General features: G+C 64.9%; 18 protein-coding genes and 1 tRNA gene. 5 read left to right on the top strand and 14 right to left on the bottom strand.

Going from position 1 to position 17,563, the window contains the following annotated elements; genetic code table 11:
- Positions 1-47: 47 nt before the first annotated feature.
- From A9D14_RS19335 to A9D14_RS04630, 5 genes are all read right to left on the bottom strand, one after another.
- The gene (locus A9D14_RS19335) at positions 48-1,643 is read right to left on the bottom strand and encodes a glycoside hydrolase (protein ID WP_066843355.1); all 1,596 of its coding nucleotides are present in this window, start codon (positions 1,641-1,643) and stop codon (positions 48-50) included.
- Between the two features lie 564 nt (positions 1,644-2,207).
- Positions 2,208-3,041 carry an S-formylglutathione hydrolase gene (fghA, locus tag A9D14_RS04645; RefSeq protein WP_066843352.1) on the bottom strand — a complete coding sequence of 278 codons (834 nt, stop codon included), beginning with the start codon at positions 3,039-3,041 and terminating at the stop codon, positions 2,208-2,210.
- Positions 3,042-3,043: 2 nt separating this feature from the next.
- Complete coding sequence (locus tag A9D14_RS04640) at positions 3,044-3,430, bottom strand: VOC family protein (RefSeq protein WP_066843349.1); 387 nt, start codon at positions 3,428-3,430, stop codon at positions 3,044-3,046.
- 11 nt (positions 3,431-3,441) lie between these two features.
- Positions 3,442-3,798: a cupin domain-containing protein gene (locus A9D14_RS04635; RefSeq protein ID WP_066843346.1), complete on the bottom strand. Its 357-nt coding sequence runs from the start codon at positions 3,796-3,798 to the stop codon at positions 3,442-3,444.
- Complete coding sequence (locus tag A9D14_RS04630; RefSeq protein ID WP_066843343.1) at positions 3,798-4,910, bottom strand: S-(hydroxymethyl)glutathione dehydrogenase/class III alcohol dehydrogenase; 1,113 nt, start codon at positions 4,908-4,910, stop codon at positions 3,798-3,800. The genes A9D14_RS04635 and A9D14_RS04630 overlap by 1 nt, the downstream gene beginning before the upstream one ends.
- A 117-nt stretch (positions 4,911-5,027) precedes the next feature.
- On the opposite strand from A9D14_RS04630, the gene A9D14_RS04625 reads away from it, so the two are divergent.
- Positions 5,028-5,903: a LysR family transcriptional regulator gene (locus tag A9D14_RS04625; protein WP_198302047.1), complete on the top strand. Its 876-nt coding sequence runs from the start codon at positions 5,028-5,030 to the stop codon at positions 5,901-5,903.
- 50 nt (positions 5,904-5,953) lie between these two features.
- Here A9D14_RS04625 and A9D14_RS04620 read toward each other — a convergent pair.
- Positions 5,954-6,039, bottom strand: a tRNA-Tyr gene (locus A9D14_RS04620).
- Between the two features lie 225 nt (positions 6,040-6,264).
- On the opposite strand from A9D14_RS04620, the gene rlmB reads away from it, so the two are divergent.
- On the top strand, positions 6,265-7,029 hold the full coding sequence (gene rlmB, locus A9D14_RS04615) for a 23S rRNA (guanosine(2251)-2'-O)-methyltransferase RlmB (RefSeq protein ID WP_066843341.1): 765 nt from the start codon (positions 6,265-6,267) through the stop codon (positions 7,027-7,029).
- A 48-nt stretch (positions 7,030-7,077) separates the two neighbouring features.
- Positions 7,078-7,905: a hypothetical protein gene (locus A9D14_RS04610; RefSeq protein ID WP_066843339.1), complete on the top strand. Its 828-nt coding sequence runs from the start codon at positions 7,078-7,080 to the stop codon at positions 7,903-7,905.
- 100 nt (positions 7,906-8,005) lie between these two features.
- Here A9D14_RS04610 and A9D14_RS04605 read toward each other — a convergent pair whose 3' ends face one another.
- From A9D14_RS04605 to A9D14_RS04585, 6 genes are all read right to left on the bottom strand, one after another.
- Positions 8,006-8,278 (bottom strand): HU family DNA-binding protein, encoded by a 273-nt coding sequence (locus A9D14_RS04605; protein WP_066843337.1) that lies wholly within the window; start codon positions 8,276-8,278, stop codon positions 8,006-8,008.
- A 14-nt stretch (positions 8,279-8,292) separates the two neighbouring features.
- Positions 8,293-8,655 carry a hypothetical protein gene (locus tag A9D14_RS19330; RefSeq protein ID WP_157668135.1) on the bottom strand — a complete coding sequence of 121 codons (363 nt, stop codon included), beginning with the start codon at positions 8,653-8,655 and terminating at the stop codon, positions 8,293-8,295.
- Positions 8,594-10,981: an endopeptidase La gene (lon, locus tag A9D14_RS04600; protein ID WP_066843335.1), complete on the bottom strand. Its 2,388-nt coding sequence runs from the start codon at positions 10,979-10,981 to the stop codon at positions 8,594-8,596. The genes A9D14_RS19330 and lon overlap by 62 nt, the downstream gene beginning before the upstream one ends.
- 296 nt (positions 10,982-11,277) lie before the next feature.
- Positions 11,278-11,622, bottom strand: a complete 345-nt coding sequence (locus tag A9D14_RS04595; protein ID WP_066843333.1) for a YbaB/EbfC family nucleoid-associated protein — start codon at positions 11,620-11,622, stop codon at positions 11,278-11,280.
- A gap of 11 nt (positions 11,623-11,633) precedes the next feature.
- Positions 11,634-13,478, bottom strand: a complete 1,845-nt coding sequence (locus A9D14_RS04590; RefSeq protein ID WP_066843331.1) for a DNA polymerase III subunit gamma/tau — start codon at positions 13,476-13,478, stop codon at positions 11,634-11,636.
- 92 nt (positions 13,479-13,570) lie between these two features.
- Positions 13,571-14,539 carry an NAD(P)/FAD-dependent oxidoreductase gene (locus A9D14_RS04585; RefSeq protein WP_066843329.1) on the bottom strand — a complete coding sequence of 323 codons (969 nt, stop codon included), beginning with the start codon at positions 14,537-14,539 and terminating at the stop codon, positions 13,571-13,573.
- A 181-nt stretch (positions 14,540-14,720) separates the two neighbouring features.
- Between A9D14_RS04585 and A9D14_RS04580 the strand changes: the two genes are divergently transcribed.
- The gene (locus tag A9D14_RS04580; protein WP_066843327.1) at positions 14,721-15,311 is read left to right on the top strand and encodes a PAS domain-containing protein; all 591 of its coding nucleotides are present in this window, start codon (positions 14,721-14,723) and stop codon (positions 15,309-15,311) included.
- Between the two features lie 4 nt (positions 15,312-15,315).
- On the opposite strand, the gene A9D14_RS04575 is transcribed toward A9D14_RS04580, so the two are convergent.
- On the bottom strand, positions 15,316-15,699 hold the full coding sequence (locus A9D14_RS04575) for a hypothetical protein (RefSeq protein ID WP_157668134.1): 384 nt from the start codon (positions 15,697-15,699) through the stop codon (positions 15,316-15,318).
- A 37-nt stretch (positions 15,700-15,736) separates the two neighbouring features.
- Here A9D14_RS04575 and A9D14_RS04570 point away from each other — a divergent pair, with 37 nt between their 5' ends.
- Positions 15,737-16,273, top strand: a complete 537-nt coding sequence (locus tag A9D14_RS04570) for a fasciclin domain-containing protein (RefSeq protein WP_066843323.1) — start codon at positions 15,737-15,739, stop codon at positions 16,271-16,273.
- Positions 16,274-16,537: 264 nt separating this feature from the next.
- On the opposite strand, the gene A9D14_RS04565 is transcribed toward A9D14_RS04570, so the two are convergent.
- On the bottom strand, positions 16,538-17,506 hold the full coding sequence (locus A9D14_RS04565; RefSeq protein WP_157668133.1) for an endonuclease/exonuclease/phosphatase family protein: 969 nt from the start codon (positions 17,504-17,506) through the stop codon (positions 16,538-16,540).
- Positions 17,507-17,563: the final 57 nt, after the last annotated feature.

Raw genomic sequence — 17,563 nt, 5'->3', positions numbered from 1 at the left:
GGTAAAAAGGGGGCCGGTCGCGCAAGGCGACCGGCCCCCTTTCTCTATCAGCCCACCTTGCGCCAGCTGGGACAGTCGACCGTGCCGGCGCTGCCTCGCTTGAATACCTTGGCGCGCATGCCGAACACATCATGACCCCAGGTCTGGTTCGGCCCGACCGAGACCGCGATCTTGTCGCCCGCGGCAAGGTCGATATCGGCGCTGATCACCGTCTGCCCGCTCGTAAGGATCTGCGTCGCCAAGGGCTTGCCGTTGCGATCGATCATGACGTCGATACCGTCGCCGCCCTCCTGCCGCTTGTGGAAGCAGGCCTTGACCGTCACCGACCGGGCCTTGTCCGATTCCCACTGCCACAGGGCGCGCAGCGGGTCGTTGGCGTCGCGCGCGGGAAGGCCGCCCTCAGGTCCCAGGGCCAGCACCGCATCCCATGCACTGCGTAGGTCGCTGCCGTACCACTGGGTCTTGTAGGTCAGAGGATCCATCCCGCCATCGCGGCTGCGAGCGAAATATTTCCAGACGCCCGTGCCATATTGCAGCAGCGTATCGGCCAGCACGTAGCTGGTGCCCGGATTGTCGACATTGCCGCCGATGAAGATCACCGGCACCTCGGACACCTGCATCTCGCTGGTCGAGGACAGGCGGTTGCCATAGGCGTCATAGGCTTCGGTCGCGCCTTCGACCCTGATCTTGCGCGGGGTGCCCCACACGATGGTCGCGCCCTGGCCGAAGCGATAGGCGAACAGGCCCGGATCGCCGGTGTTCAGCTTAATCGGATTGCCGTGCCGCAGCAGCTTGCTGGCGGCAAGGCGAACCGCCCGTCCCTGCTGTTTGATCGTCGTGCCGTCCCACAGGCCAAGGTTGGGGAACCATGTTTCCTCGTACAGGGCGTACCACACGGCCGCGTCCACGCCGTTCGCCGCCATCAGCGTGATGGACTTGATGCCTTCCGATGCCGCAAGCTTCTGGTCGGGATGGTCGTGAGCGAACTCCGACATCCAGATCTCGACCTCCTTGCCGTTGTCGCGCATCGCCTTCTTCAGCGCGGCGATCTCCATCGGCAGGCTATAGGCATAGCCGTTGTAGGGGTGGACCGCGACGCCATCGATATAGTTCAGCATCCCCGCCTTGAAGAAGCGTTCGAGATAGCCGGTGCCGATCATGTTGGTCGAACCGCCGATGATCTTGATGTCCGGATGGCTGGACCCCATCGCCGTCTGAATGTCCTTCAACAGCGCGATATAGGTGTCTTCGAGGTCGTAGCCGTCAGGGTATTTCAGGCCGAGGTTGCCGCCGCCATTGATCTCGTTCCCGATCTCGAACCCGGCGATGCAATTGCCGTAGCGGTCGGCCACGGCGCGCAGATATTTGGCGAAAGCGGCGCGTGCGTCGGGGGAATAGACGAACTTTCCGCCGTCATAGTGCGGGTTGACCGGAATCTCGACCAGCAGCAGCTTCTTGCCGCGCTTGCACGCAGCCTCAAGCTTTTGCGCGGTGCCTCCCGAGAAGTCGAGCGTGCCCTTGGACAGTTCGACCTGGTCCCATTCCTGCCCGTCACGCAGCAGGTCGACCGATATGTCGTCGGCGCGGTCGAGCGTGTGAAGCCCCCAGCCCTGGCTGAGATGCGTGGCGGCCCCCATCATCATCGTGCCCGGCGGCGCGCTGGACGGCGTAGGCGTCGGCGTCGGTGTCGGAGTGGGCGTCGGCGTTGGAGCAGGCGTCGGAGCCGGAGTAGGGCTGGGCGTCGGCGACGGGCTGGGCGCGGGGGCCGGAGCCGGCGTCGGCGAAGGAGTCGGCGCGGGGGCCGGAGCCGGGCTGGGTGTCGGCGAAGGCGCCGGCGCCGGAGCCGGGCTCGGCGAAGGTTTGGGCGTGGGGGTCGGCTTCGGCGCCGGCTTGGCCACAGGCATCACTGTCGTCGGGACGGATGCCACGCTTTCCGTACCCGCTTCTCCACCTCCGCAGCCGGTCAGACAGACCAGCGCCGTACTCGCAAGCAAAAACATCCCTCGACCGTTCACCATGAACCCCGTCCCTCGCAAGTGCGATTAAGTGCCAAATCGCGCCGGACGGGATCCCATGACCGCCCGGTGCGCAGGTCATGGAATGGGTCAAAAGGGTAAAGTTCGAGTTAAAACCCCTACCCATATAGGATAGTTTGAGGGGTCGGTGCGGCGAACCGCATCAGCTTTTCGAAAACGGCAAACGGGCCGTCAGCGCTTCAGCCTGTTGGCATGCCACGCGACATGGTCGGCCATGAAGGTCGAGATGAAGTAATAGGAATGGTCGTAGCCCGGCTGCATCCGGATCTGCGCTGTCATCCCGGCGGCGTCGACAGCCTGCTGCAGCAGATGCGTCTTCAGCTGGTCCTCGAGGAAATTGTCGCCCGTCCCCTGATCGACAAGCAGGTCGGGCAGGCGCGCGCCGTCCTCTATCAGGGCGCAGGCGTCGTACTGCCGCCATTCGGCCCTGTCCGCGCCGATATAGCCGCTCAGCGCCTTCTCTCCCCACGGGCAGTTCAGCGGGCTGGCGATCGGCGCGAACGCGCTGGTCGAACGATAACGCCCCGGATTGCGCAGCGAGATGGTGAGCGCGCCGTGGCCGCCCATCGAATGGCCGGTGATGCCCTGCCGCGCCATGTCGACCGGAAAGCGGGACTGGATCAGCGCGGGAAGCTCGTGCTCGACATAGCTGCGCATCCGGTAATGCGCAGACCACGGCTCCTGCGTGGCATCGACGTAGAAAGCCGCGCCCTTGCCGAAATCATAGGCTTCATCATCAGGCACGTCTTCACCGCGCGGAGAGGTGTCGGGCGCGACGAAGACGATGCCGTGCTTGGCGCAAGCCGCGCGATACTCGCCCTTTTCGGTCACGTTGGCGTGGGTGCAGGTCAGCCCCGACAGATAGGTCAGGACAGGCAGCACCTGCCCCTCGGCATGGTCGGGCACGAAGACGGAGAAGGTCATCTCGGTCCCCGTCGCCGTGCTCTGGTGCCGATAGACGCCCTGCGTGCCGCCGTGGCTGCGGTTTTCCGAGACGGTTTCCATGATCAGCGGTCCATGAACTTCAGCGCGCACAGCTTGTTGCCGTCCGGGTCGCGCAGATAGGCGAGATAGAGCGTGCCCGCGGTCTTCTTGCGGATTCCGGGCGCATCCTCGATCAGCGTGCCGCCGTTCTCGATGCCTGCTTTCACCCATTCGTCGCCCTGTTCGGGGCTGTCGACGCGAAAGCCGATGGTCGCGCCATTGCTGACGGTAGCCTCTCCCCCGTCGAGCGGCTTGCCGACGATCAGCATCGCGCCGTCATGGTTGTAGAAATAGCGATCGCGCTCGGGATCCTTGACCCCTTCCCCGCCGCCCAGCACGGCCATGATCGCGTCGTAGAATCGTTTGGCGCGGGCCGGGTCGTTGCTGCCGACATGGACATGGCTGAACATTGGCGTTCTCCCTAGATTTCGAGCGGAGTGAAGGCGGTGGATGTGTCGCCCGTATTGGCGGTGTCGGCGGGGTCGATGACGATCATCCTGACCTCACCTTCGGGCACGCGCGGGAAATGTTCGACGCCGCGCGGCACGACGATCATCTCGCCCGGCCCCAGCGTTTCGACGTGATCGCGGAATTCCATGACGAGCTCGCCCTCGACCACGATGAACAATTCGTCGGTGTCGGGGTGGCAATGCCACTGGAAATCGCCCGCTGCGCGCACCAGCCTGATCTCGTTCCCGTTGTAGCGCCCCGCCACGCGCGGCGCCCAGTGGTCGGAGAACTGGGCGAACTTCTCGTCCAGGTTGATCTTGCGCGGCATCAATAGACCACGACGCTGCGAATGCTCTCACCCGCATGCATCAGGTCGAAGCCCTTGTTGATCTCGTCCAGTGTCAGCACATGGGTGATCATCGGATCGATCTCGATCTGCCCGTTCATGTACCAGTCGACGATCTTGGGTACATCGGTCCGGCCCTTCGCGCCGCCGAACGCGGTGCCCTTCCATACGCGCCCGGTGACAAGCTGGAACGGGCGCGTGCTGATTTCCTTGCCCGCTTCGGCCACGCCGATGATGATGCTCTCGCCCCAGCCGCGGTGGCATGCCTCAAGCGCGGTGCGCATGACATTGGTATTGCCGGTGCAGTCGAAGGTGTAGTCCGCGCCGCCATCGGTCATCGCGACGATTTTCTGCACGATCTCGTCATGGCCCATCCCCCTGGTGTTGAGGAATTCGGTCATGCCGAACTTGCGGCCCCATTCCTCGCGGTCGGGGTTGATGTCGATGCCGATGATCTTCGCCGCGCCCGCCAGCTTCGCGCCCTGGATCACGTTGAGGCCGATACCGCCCAGGCCGAACACCACCACATTGTCGCCCACCTGCACCTTGGCGGTATTGGTCACCGCGCCAACGCCCGTGGTCACGCCGCAGCCGATATAGCAGCTGGTCTTGAAGGGGGCATCCTCGCGGATCTTCGCAACCGCGATTTCGGGCAGGACGGTGAAGTTCGAGAAGGTCGAGCAGCCCATGTAGTGATGGATCATCTCGCCCTTGTAGCTGAAGCGGCTGGTGCCGTCGGGCATCACCCCCTTGCCCTGCGTGGCGCGGATCGCGGTGCACAGATTGGTCTTGCCCGACAGGCACGACTTACACTGGCGGCATTCGGGCGTGTAGAGCGGAATGACATGATCGTCGGGCTTCACGCTGGTAACGCCGGGTCCGATCTCGCGCACGATGCCCGCGCCTTCGTGGCCAAGGATCGAGGGGAACAGGCCCTCGCTGTCCAGCCCGTCGAGCGTGTAGGCATCGGTGTGGCACAGGCCGGTCGCCATGATCTCGACCAGCACCTCGCCCTCCTTCGGACCCTCCAGATCGACTTCGACGATCTCGAGCGGCTTCTTCGCTTCGAATGCGACGGCGGCGCGGGTCTTCATGGGGCATGCTCCAACGGAAATGAATCGATTGGCGGCGACACTAGCCTTTACACGGCAGGGTGATAAAGCGCGATTACTGCAAAGCATTATCCCCGTATCGCAATAATAGAGGCAGGCATGATCGGCGGCTGGGACGGGATCGAGGAATTCGTGGCGGTGGCCCGCGCGGGCAGCTTCACCGCGGGCGCGCGGGCGTTCAATGCTTCGGTCACGCATATGAGCCGGTCGATCGCGCGGCTGGAACAGCGGCTGGACACGCGGCTGTTCAACCGCACGACCCGCTCCGTTTACTTGACCGAAAGCGGCCACTCGTTCTTCGCCCAATGCCAGCGCCTGGTCGAGGAGCGCGAGGAAGCGATCGCCGCGCTCAGCCAGCATAACGAGCCGTTCGGCCTGCTGCGCGTCACCTGCTCCTATGCGCTGGGCGAGCGCTTCATCTCGCCGCTGCTGCGCGAATTCGCGCAGAAACATGCGGGCATTCAGGTGGAGCTCGACCTCGACAATGACGTCGTCGACATCGCGGGGCGCGGATACGACCTGGCGGTCCGCACCGGGCATCTGGAGGATTCCCGCCTGATCGCCACCCGCGTCGCGCAGCGCGAGCTGATCACGGTTGCCTCGCGCGATTATATTTCGCGCCATGGCAAGCCGATGCAGGTCGAGGATCTGTCCGCCCACGAATGCCTCGTCGGCTCCGCCTCGCAATGGCAGTTCCGCTATGGGCAGAGCTATCGGCCCGATGGTCGCTGGCGCTGCAATTCCGGGGCATCGCTGCTGGACGCCTGTCTTGGCGGGATGGGCGTGTGTCAGATCCCGGCGTTCTACGTCGGCGAACATCTGGCCGCTGGCCGGCTTCAGACGGTGCTGGAAGACCACAAGCCGCAGGACGAGCCGATCTGGGCGGTCTATTCCGCGCGGCGGCAACAGGCACCCAAGGTCACGGGCCTGGTAAGCCATTTGCGGGCACGGCTGCAGGCTCTGCTGGATGGGTGATTTTTTCGGTTCGGCCCGGCCTCGGATGGGCTTGCCTTCAGGCGGCGCGGTGGTGGACAGGGCTGGATTCGAACCAGCGTACGCTTGCGCGGGCAGATTTACAGTCTGCTGCCTTTAACCACTCGGCCACCTGTCCACACCGGTGCAAGAAGAGCCCGAAGGCCCCTGGCGAAATGCTCCGAAAAACGGAGCCAATCGGCCGAGAGGCGCCCCTTTGGCGAAGCTGCGCTTGCCTGTCAATGGGGGTGCTGGCAACAGCGCGTGGAATACGCAATTTCATGGCCGCACCGGCCTGACAGGAAACGAGGTTACAGTGGCCAACAAGGGCGAAAAGAAAGCATTGCGCGGGCGCGCAGGTCGGATGCAGGGCGGACGCGGCAGCGGGCGCGCGACCAAGGGTGCGGTGCGGCTATGGGGCCGCCATGCGGTGATCGCGGCGATGGAGAACCCCCATCGCAGCATCAACCGCATCTGGGCCACGCACGAGATGATGGACGAATTGCGGGCCGAGGGGATCGAGCCCGCCCCCGACGTGCGCGTCGAATTCGCGCAGAATACCGACCTTGCCCGGCTGGTCGCGCGCGATGCGCCGCACCAGAACATCGTGATCGAATGCGACCCCCTGCCCGACCTGTTCCTCAAGGACGTGCTCGAGGGTGATCCGGCCGCGCCGATCGTCATCCTCGACCAGGTGACCGATCCGCACAACGTGGGCGCGGTCATGCGCTCGGCAGCGGCGTTCGGCGCGGTGTGCATCGTCACGCAGGATCGCCATGCTCCGCCCGAATCGGGCGTGCTGGCGAAATCGGCATCGGGCGCGCTGGAGACGCTGCCCTGGGTGCGGGTGGTGAACCTTGCCCGCGCCCTCGACGAGATTGCCGAGGCCGGATATTGGCGCATCGGCCTGGACGGCGATGGGGAAGTGACCTTGGCCGAGGCGCTGCCCACCGGGCCGGTCGCCCTGGTGCTGGGCGCGGAAGGCGATGGACTTCGCCACAATATCGGGCAGCATTGCGACCAGATCGCCCGCCTGCCGATCAGCTCGGCGGTCGAGAGCCTGAACGTGTCCAACGCGGCGGCCATCTCGCTCTACGCCTGCGCGACGCGTACGCCGCAGGGTTCATGACGGAAAGGGTCGCTTTGGGGACCGGCTGATCCGGCGAAAGGGGGAAGAATGGAACGGGGAGCATTTCCGCGCGTGATGCGCGGCATCGTCGCGGCCTGCGGAGCGCTTGCGCTGTCGGCCTGTTTCCTGACGCCGGGCAAGTTCGAATCCGAACTCTTGCTGACCAGTGGGGGCGTGTTCGCGTTCAGCTATGAGGGCGAGATCACCACCATGGGGCTGAACCAGCTGGCGCAGATGGGCGCTACCCAACCTTTCGAGGCCTCATGCGCCGACGACGGCATGGAACCGCGCGACTGCACGGCGGAAGAGGTCGAACAGCAGCGCGCCGAGTGGGAAGCCGAACAGGGCGAGGATGCGCGCGAGAGGGAGCAGTTCATCAAGATGTTCGGCGGGATGGATCCCAGTGATCCGGAAATCGCCGAGAAGCTGGTCGCCACGCTTCGCAAGATGCGCGGCTGGGAGGCGGTGTCCTATCGCGGCGAGGGAATCTATGACGTTCGCTACCGGACTGAAGGCGTGCTCACCCACAGCTTCCTGTTCCCGGTCCTCGAGGACATGCCGGGGATGACGCATTTCGTATCGGTCACGCCGCGCAGCGACGGCAGCATCCGCGTACAGGCACCCGGCTTCGGCGGGGAACAGGCCGGCATGGGGCAGGGTCTGCCGATGATGATGGCGATGGGTGCGATGCAGGACGGGGACAAGGATGCCGCACAGATCGTGCTGCCCGATGGCCAGTTCACCATCCGCACCGATGGCCAGATCCTGACCAACAATACCGATGAAGGCCCCGTGGTCGAAGGCGACATGAAGGTGCTGCGCTGGACGGTGGACGAAAGCAGCAAGACCGCTCCCACCGCGCTGATCGCGCTTTAGTCGGAGTCATGACGAAAAACCGCGCGGAGGCTTTCGCCTTCCGCGCGGTTTTCTGTTCGGGTCCGCCGGCTGTATCAGCCGGCGGCCGGACCGCGTGAAATCAGTTCACCGAATCCTTCAGGCCCTTGCCAGCCTTGAACTTGGGCTGGGTCGACGCCTTGATCGTCATCGGCTCGCCAGTGCGGGGGTTGCGGCCGGTCGACGCCTTGCGCTTGGCGACCGAGAAAGTGCCGAAACCCACCAGGCGAACCTCGTCCCCCTTTGCCAGCGAGGCGGTGATGGCGTCGAACACGCCTTCTACGGCCTTGGTGGCATCGCTGCGCGTCAGTCCGCTCGTCTCGGCGACTTCGCTGATCAGCTCGTTCTTGTTCATTTAGGAAACCCCCTTCAGTCAGGTTTGTCTTTATCGATAGAAACGATCCCACTGCCGATGGCCGGAATCGCAAGCGCGGATGGCGGGCAAGTGAGCATTTTTTGTCGGACTGTCAAAGCCAAAACATGCGCCGAATTGGCCAAAAACCGCGAATTTTTGAATGAATCCGGCATCAGACGGGACGAGCCGAGCCGGCTTGCCGCGCGGTGATCCGGATTGCTGCGACGCACCATGGCGATTTGGCCGCAGACAGATCGCCGGGCCAGAGCCGGCGCGCATGCGGGCGAAGCGATTCGCCCCGCCAGCATCACGACATCAATGCGCGGTGTGCGACAATCCGCCGCCCGCCAGACCGGTCGGCTGGCTGGCAAGGTCATCTTCCTCGCTCCATTCGATCGGCGCCACGGGTTCGGCCAATGCGCGGGCCAGGACCTCGTCGACATGCTCGACCGGGATGATTTCCAGCCGCTCGACGATATTGGCCGGAATCTCGACCAGGTCCTTCTTGTTTTCCTCGGGGATCAGCACGGTGGTGATGCCGCCGCGCAAAGCCGCCAGAAGCTTTTCCTTGAGCCCGCCGATCGCCAGCACGCGGCCGCGCAAGGTGACCTCGCCCGTCATCGCGACATTGGCGCGCACCGGAATGCCGGTCAGCGTCGAGACGATCGAGGTGACCATGCCGACACCCGCGCTGGGCCCGTCCTTGGGCACCGCGCCTTCGGGCAGATGGATATGGATGTCCTTGTGGCGGAAGATCGACGGCTTGATCCCGTAATGCGGGGCGCGGGCCTTCACGAAGGAGAATGCGGCCTGCACGCTCTCGTTCATGACCTCGCCCAGCTTGCCGGTGGTCTTGACCGCGCCCTTGCCGGGGACGGTCACGCTTTCAATGGTCAGCAGTTCGCCGCCGACTTCGGTCCAGGCAAGGCCGGTAACCGCGCCGATCTGGTTCTCCTCGTCCGAGACGCCGTGGCGGAACTTGCGCACGCCCGCGAAGTCGCCGAGATTGTCGGTCGTGATCACCACGCTCTCGACCTCGCCCTCCAGGATCTTGCGCAGGCTCTTGCGGGCCAGGCGCGCGATCTCGCGCTCGAGCGTGCGGACGCCCGCTTCGCGCGTGTAGAAGCGGATCAGGTCGCGCAGCGCGGGTTCGGTCAATTCGAACTCGCCCTTCTTCAGCCCGTGCAGTTCGACCTGCTTGTCGATCAGATGGCGATGCGCGATCTCGACTTTCTCATCCTCGGTATATCCTTCCAGCCGGATGATCTCCATGCGGTCGAGCAGCGGCTGCGGCAGGTTCAGCGAGTTCGCGGTGCATACGAACATCACGTCCGACAGATCATAGTCGATCTCGAGGTAGTGATCCTGGAACTTGGCGTTCTGCTCGGGGTCCAGCACTTCCAACAGGGCGCTGGCCGGATCGCCGCGGAAATCCTGTCCCAGCTTGTCGATCTCGTCCAGCAGGAACAGCGGGTTCGACGCACCGGCCTTTTTCAGGTTCGTCACGATCTTGCCCGGCAGCGAGCCGATATAGGTCCGGCGGTGGCCGCGGATCTCTGCCTCGTCGCGCACGCCGCCCAGCGACTGGCGAACGAATTCGCGGCCCGTCGCCTTGGCGATCGAGCGGCCCAGCGAGGTCTTGCCCACGCCCGGAGGACCGACGAGGCACAGGATCGGCCCCTTGAGCCGGTTGGTGCGCGCCTGGACCGCGAGATATTCGATGATCCGGTCCTTGACCTTGTCCAGCGCATAGTGATCGGCATCAAGCACGTCCTGCGCCCGGCCGATGTCCTTCTTGACGCGGCTCTTCTTGCCCCATGGCAAGCCCAGCAGCACGTCGAGATAGTTGCGGATGACGGTCGCCTCGGCGCTCATCGGCTGCATCGAGCGCAGCTTCTTGAGCTCCGCCGTGGCCTTGGAGCGTGCCTCCTTGGACAGCTTCGCCTTCTCGATCTTCTCGGCCAGTTCGGCAAGTTCGTCGCCGTCCTCGCCCTCGCCGCCCAGTTCGGACTGGATCGCCTTGAGCTGTTCGTTGAGGTAATATTCGCGCTGCGTCTTTTCCATCTGCCGCTTCACGCGGCCGCGGATGCGGCGTTCCACCTGCAGCACGCCCAGTTCGCCCTCCATGAAGGCAAGCGACATTTCCAGCCGCTTCACCGGGTCGCGCTCGGTCAGCATGGCCTGCTTGTCGGACACCTTGGCGGCGATATTGGCCGCCACCGCATCGGCCAGGCGCGATGCGTCGTCGATCTCGCCCAGCTGCTCGCCCGCGTCGGCAGACAGCTTCTTGTTGAGCTTGGCATAGTCGTTGAACTGTTCCAGCACCTGCCGCATCAGGGCTGATACCTCGGTACCGCTGGCTGTGATCTCGTCCATCAGTTCGACATTCGCGACCAGCATGTCGTTCTGCAGCGCCATCGACTTGACCGAGGCACGCTCCTGCCCCTCGACCAGCACGCGGACTGTGCCGTCGGGCAGCTTGAGCAATTGCAGCACGCTGGCGATCACGCCGATGTCGTACAGATCGTCGGACGTCGGATCGTCGCAGCCGGGATCCAGCTGCGCGACCAGCATGATGTCCTTGTCGCCCGCCATCGCTGCTTCCAGCGCGGCGACCGATTTCTCGCGCCCCACGAACAGCGGCACGACCATGCCGGGAAACACCACGATGTCGCGCAGGGGAAGAAGCGGGTAGCTGTTCATCTGTCACTTTCCGAATGTTCGGCGGGCGGGCCCGTCCGGAACCGCCGCGCGCTGGGCGACATCATGTTAGGGCCGCCCGGCCCGATAATCGCCTTGTATACGCCTGTCCGCCGCCGGGGGGGAGCCAGAGGGCTCCGTTTTAAACCCTTTTCTGCCCGCTGCCGGTCATCAAGGCGGCCGGGCGCGGCATATCGGCGGTTTGTTCCAGCCGGATATGGGGCGCGCGCGGACAAGGACAAGTTCCCTGCCCCACTAATCCGGACAGGAGCGAGGACCCCGGCCGCCCGCCGCGCGGATCAGAGCCCCAGCTTGGACAGGTCGAAGCCCGGCGGCAGGCCGGCGCCCTGCTGCACCTTCTGCATTTCCTCGTTCGCGCGGCTGTCGGCACGGCTGCGGGCGTCGTTGAAGGCGGCGGTGATCAGGTCTTCCAGCATCTGCTTTTCGGCGGGCACCATCAGGCTGTCGTCGATGGTTACGCCCAGGATGCGGCCCTTGGCAGTGCAGCGGATCTTGACCAGACCGCCGCCCGATACGCCTTCCACCTCGATGCCGTCGAGCGTGGCCTGCGCCTCATTCATCTGCTTCTGGATGTTCTGCGCGGCCTGCTGTGCGGCCTGGAGCATTTCTTCCATCGATTTCATCGTCTCGGTCCTTATGCCTGACGGTAGCGCGCTTCGTGCGCATCGCCGCCGTTGTCCATGCGCCCGTGTTCGAGCAGTTTCGCACCCGGGAAAGCGGCAAGCGCCGCCTTTACCAGCGGGGATTCGTGTATGCCGCGCGTCTCCGCCTCGGCCCTCGCCTTGGCGGCTTCGCCCAGAGAGGGCATGCCATCCTCGCCCGGCTCGGCCCGCTCGACCTGCCAGCGTGTGCCGGTGGCCTGCTGCAGGCCGTCGCGCAGATCGGGTCCGGCATCGCCCTTGTATTCGGGTGCGAGATGGTAGCGCAGCGTGCCCGGTGCAAGTTCCACCACGCGCACATAATCGCGCATGATCTGCCCGATGCGCAGCGCGCCCGCATTCTCGACGCTTTCGACCAGTTCGGGCCAGTCCAGCCTTGCCGCCGGGGCCGATGCGCCCGCCCCGCCCTGCCCGTCCGCAGGCCGCGCGGCGGCGGGGCGCGGGGCAATGTCGTCGAGCCTGCGCGCCAGTTCGCCCGGATCGGGCATGTCGGCGGCATGCATCACGCGCAGCAGCGCCATCTGCGCGGCGACCAGCGGATCGGGCGCGGTCCGCACCTCGTCATGGCCTTTCAGCAATAATTGCCACAGGCGGTGCAACTGGCCGGGGCGCAGCCTTTCCGCCCAATCGGCGATGGCATCGCGTTCCTCGGCAGTGGGGGCGTCGGGCTGCGATCCCTTGCCGCCGCGGCTGCCAAGCTGGAACAGGGTGATGCGGTGCACCAGGTCCATCTGCGCGCGCATCAGGGCAAGCGGCTCCACGCCCAGCGAATATTGGTTGTCGATGACCGCCAGCATGTCCGCCCCGTCGCCGGCCAGCAGGGCGGTCAGCAACCGCCGCTGCACGCCCTTGTCGGCCAGGCCCAGCATCTCGCGAACCTGCTCGGCGGTGACGGTGGTGCCGTCTCCCTCGGTCGCCATGTCGGCGTGGGCGATCGCCTGGTCCAGAATCGACAGCCCGTCGCGCACCGAACCCTCCGCCGCGCCCGCCACCATCGACAGCGCCTCGTCATCCGCGTCGACCTGCTCTTCGCGGCAGACCCATGCGAAATGATCCTTTAGCATGGGCGAAGTGATCCGCCGCAGGTCGAAACGCTGGCAGCGCGAAAGCACCGTGACAGGCAGCTTGTCCACCTCGGTCGTGGCGAACAGGAATTTCACATGCGCGGGCGGTTCCTCGAGCGTCTTGAGCAATGCGTTGAAGGCATTGCGCGACAGCATGTGAACCTCGTCGATGATATAGATCTTGTAGCGCGCCGACACGGCTGCATAGCGCACCGCCTCGATGATCTCGCGCACGTCGTCGACGCCGGTGTGGCTGGCAGCGTCCATCTCGATCACGTCGATATGGCGCCCTTCGGCAATGGCGCGGCAGGGTTCGCATATGCCGCACGGGTCGATCGTCGGCCCGCCCTGCCCGTCCGGCCCGATGCAGTTCAGTGCCTTGGCGATCAGGCGCGCGGTCGATGTCTTGCCCACCCCGCGCACGCCGGTCATCAGGAACGCGTGCGCCAGCCGGTCGCGCTTGATCGCATTGGCCAGGGTCTGGACCATCGCGTCCTGCCCGATCAGCTGGCCGAAGGTCTGCGGACGATATTTGCGGGCCAGCACGCGATAGGGCTGCGCCGGCGCAGCCGCTTGCGGGGGCGGCATCGGGGCCTGGATCGGCGCGGCAGGCGGAGCGTCAGGGGAAGGGGGAGCGTCAGGGGCAGGCGCGCCGAACAGCGCATTCTGGCCTGCCGCTTCCAGTTCCGCAGCCGTGGGCTGAGCCGCGCCCTCGCCTTCCGGTTCGGCGTCGAAGATATCGGGTGAATCGCCCATGCGGTCCAATCTAGGTGCGGCGCGCCCGATTGTCGAAGGCATAGGGCGATTTGTCTGTGGGATGATCGGCACCGTCTGGCCGGAGTTCAGGTTCAGGCCGCGCTCTCGACCTTGTGATCGCCGGTTATGCTCGACACGATGCGCGCACCCAGCATGTCGCCCGACAGCCACGCGCATTCGACGCGCGGGCCCAGCAGCCAGTCGCCGCACGCGCCCAGCAGCTTATCGCCGTTCCACAGGATCGCGTCGCCGGTTCCGGGCGTCCTGGCAAAGCGCCAGCGGTGGATGGCGCTGGCGGTCGGCGCGGGCAACTCGACGTCGAATTCGTCGGCGAAGGCGGCGAGCATCCGTTCCAGCACGGAATCGCCTTCATCCTCGCAATGGCGTTGGCTCCATTCCGGATTGGCGTGCAGGACCCAGCTTTCCGGGCCGCTCCGTCCGGGCTTGGCATTGTTGCGGGCCGCCCAGCCGATGATTCCCGCGCTCCTCAACGCGTCGGCGGCAATCGGCAGCGGCCGGTCGAAGGCCAGCATCGCGGTCCAGCACGGCAACGATCTTTCGCGCAAGGCAGCACGGCCCAGCGCGAAATCGTGCAGCGACAGGAACGGCCCCGCCTGTTCGGCCGGAATGGCGAGGATCAGGATGTCGAACGGCCCAGCCGCGCTGCCCGCGAGATGCAGGTGCCAGCCATTGCTTTGATGCTCGACCGCGCGGACAGCGGCGCCGAAGGTGACGTCGTGCCTTTCGGCCATGTCGCGCACGACCGCGTTCATCGCGGGCACGCCGACCAGCGCATCCTTGCCCGCCGCGGGCCATGGCGCGACGATGCCGCGCGCTTGCCAGTCGGCCACCGCCTTGCAGAAGCGCGGGTCGCGCGCCGTCAGATATTGCGCGCCGTGATCGAACGAGGCGTCGCCATCCCCGGTCGCCAGCCGGCGCGTCGACATGCGTCCGCCCGGGCCTCGCCCCTTGTCGAACAGGCGGACCTGCCAGCCCTGCTCCGCCAGCCGGTCGGCGCAGGCAAGGCCAGCGATTCCCGCACCGACGATACCAACTTTCATGAACTATTCCCGATTAGCGTCAGATGTGCGCGCCCGTTCATCGCAATGGGACCTTATCCGCCCCCATCATGGCACCCCAGCCATGACGCCACCCCCAAGCATCCGGGCCGCGGGGGATATCCGCAATCTGGCCCAAAGGGCAAACTTCCCAAGTGCATGCCGAGTCACTAGTCTTGTCGGCATGAGCGCGTCCGACCTCATCGCATCGAGCACGGTGGCAGCCGTCGTCAGCGATCCGCGACTGCCCGACAACCCGATTGTCGAGTGCAATCCTGCGTTTATCGCGCTCACCGGCTATAGCCGTGACGAGATCATCGGCCAGAACTGCCGCTTCCTTCGCGGGCCGGACACGGAACAGGCCCTGACCGAGGAATTGCGCGACGGGATCCGCAACAAGCGGCCCACCATGGTCGAGATCCTGAACTACAAGAAGGACGGCACGCCGTTCCGCAATGCGGTGATGGTCGCGCCGATCTTCGACGCCGACGGGCATCTGGAATATTTCCTCGGCTCGCAGATGGAGATCAACGCGCCCGCCGACGGCGTGGGTGAAGACCGGCGGAGCCAGGCGCGCCAGCGGATCGAGGAATTGACCCCGCGACAAAAGGAAATCCTGATCGAGATCGCGCGCGGCAAGCTGAACAAGCAGATCGCCTACGAACTGGACCTGAGCGAGCGGACCATCAAGATGCACCGCGCGGCGCTGCTGCGCACGCTGGGCATCAGGACCACCGCCGAGGCGATCCGGGTGGTCATCGAGGCCGGGTACTGATCGCTTACGCAAAAATCATAATATTGCCGGAATAAAGTACCGCAAGTATTTTCCGGTCGTCTGTATTGCACCTTGGGACAGGTTGTTGATCCCCTGGGCCACGCGCATCTTCCAGAACACGGCTCGCACTATCCAAGAGGAGGATGCAATGCCACCACTGGAAGAAGACCATCATGCTTCCGACGATGTTCGGGGCGGAGGCGAAGAACATGTTGTTCGATATGTTCTTGGCTTCAGTCTCGCACTCGCGATTACCTGCCTGACGACTACCTGGATGACCGGCGCGATGATGATGCCGTGATTCCAGAAGGAACAGGGCCTGCAGGGCTCCCACCCACCTGCAGGTCCTGTTCGCCTTTTTCGGGTCCGGCACGCGGCCCATCCCCATCCCCCAGATCCTTCCCCCCAGAGACAAGAGGTGTTTCATGAGACTTCCGATTTCCATGGCCGCAGCGATTGCGCTGACCGCTGCCGTTCCCGCCTATGCCGACCATCATTCCGGGTCCGGGCATGCAAGCTCTACCATCGTCGAGACTGCAGTGGCGTCACCGCAGCACGAGACGCTCGTCGCGGCGGTCAAGGCTGCGAAGCTGGCCGATACGCTGGGCGGCGAAGGGCCCTACACGGTGTTCGCACCCACCGATGCCGCGTTCGACAAGCTGCCGGCGGGAACGGTCGCCGACCTGCTCAAGCCCGAGAACGAGGGCATGCTGCGTTCGGTGCTGACCTATCACGTGGTGCCGGGCAATGTGACCGCATCCCAGCTTGTCGGCATGATCCAGAGCAATGGCGGATCGGCGGAACTGAAGACCGTGCAGGGCGGCATGCTGACGGCCAGCCTGTCCGGCGACAACGTCATCCTGACCGATGCAAGCGGCGGCACCGCCACGGTGGTGCAGGCCGATCTGAAGGCGTCGAACGGCGTGATCCACGCCACCAACGCGGTATCGATGCCTGGCTGACCGACAGGGCTGACCGACAGGCGCGCCGGTGCTTTCCCTCGGCACCGGCGCGCCTTCGGCTTTTCGGTAAATTAAGAGACCTTCAGCAGTTCGATCGCCTTGCCGCAGTCATGCTGTCACGTGGAAGCGACCGACTCACCGCGTTCGGCGGTTACGACTGGCCGCAACCGCTCCTTACCACGCCTTCATCATTCCGACGTCAAATCTATCGGCGCGCCCCCTGCCCCCTGCGCCCGCAAGCGCGGCGGCCGAGGCACGCCGAAATCAGGAACTGGCGCAGAGATGGGCGAGCATGGCCCGGTGGTCCGACCCGTTATCGGGCAGCACCTCGAACGAGACGAGGTCGAGATCGCCCGTCAGCATCAGCTGATCGAGCGGCCAGCCCACGATCTTGTAGTCCGACGGAAAGGTCGGATAGGTCCCCCGGCCGATCCGGGGATCGCGCCAGTCGCCTGTTTCGCGGAATTTCTCGGTCGTGCTCGACCACGGCACATCGTTGAAGTCGCCCATCACGAAAGCGTCGGGCAAGCGGTCCGGTGTCTGGACGCCTGCGTTGACGATATTCTCGTCACGTTCTTCCGTATCCCAGCCCGGAAGCGGCGGCTTGGGATGCAGGCCGATGAACTCGACCGGCTGCGATCCTTCAGGCTGCAGCGTGGCATACAGGGTAGGCGTGTCGCGGTGGGTGTTCTCGATCACGTTGGACTTCAGCACCGGCAGGCGCGTGGCAAAGACCAGGCCGAACGCCTCGGGCTGAGGGTGGCGCTGGACGTGGCTGTAGCGCGAGATCACCGGTTCCAGCTCCTCGATCCATTTCGCATCGGTTTCCATCAGGAACAGCACGTCGGGATCATATCGGCGCAGCTGGTCGGCCAGCATCGCATATTGCGTATTCTTGACCTTCACATTGGCCGCCAGCGCGGTGAAGCACTGCCCGTCTGCCCGAGGGGCCGCATCGGCTAGCGGAAGCTGCGTATCGGCGAGCGCGGAATAGGGCCAGATGCGCCAGACATTGATCACGATGACCAGGCCGAGCGAAAGCACCGTCGCCCATCGCACCGATGCCTTCACGAAAAGCGCGATCACCAGCAGGATTGCGGCCGCATAGGCCATCGGTTCGCGCACCAGGTCCACGGTTCGCACGAACCAGGCATCGATTGGAACCAGCGAGGCCAGCACCGCGACCAGCATCAGGATCGCGACCAGGAATATAGCTATGCCAAACGTTTTCATATTCATCTCCCCCTTTTGAATTCTAACCGGCATGGAGGCCGATGCGTTCCGAAATCG

It is taken from the genome of Croceicoccus marinus (assembly GCF_001661675.2).
GTDB classification, from domain to species: Bacteria; Pseudomonadota; Alphaproteobacteria; order Sphingomonadales; family Sphingomonadaceae; genus Croceicoccus; species Croceicoccus marinus.
Note: the sequence above shows the minus strand (reverse complement) of the source record. Positions and strands in the feature narration are given on the sequence as shown.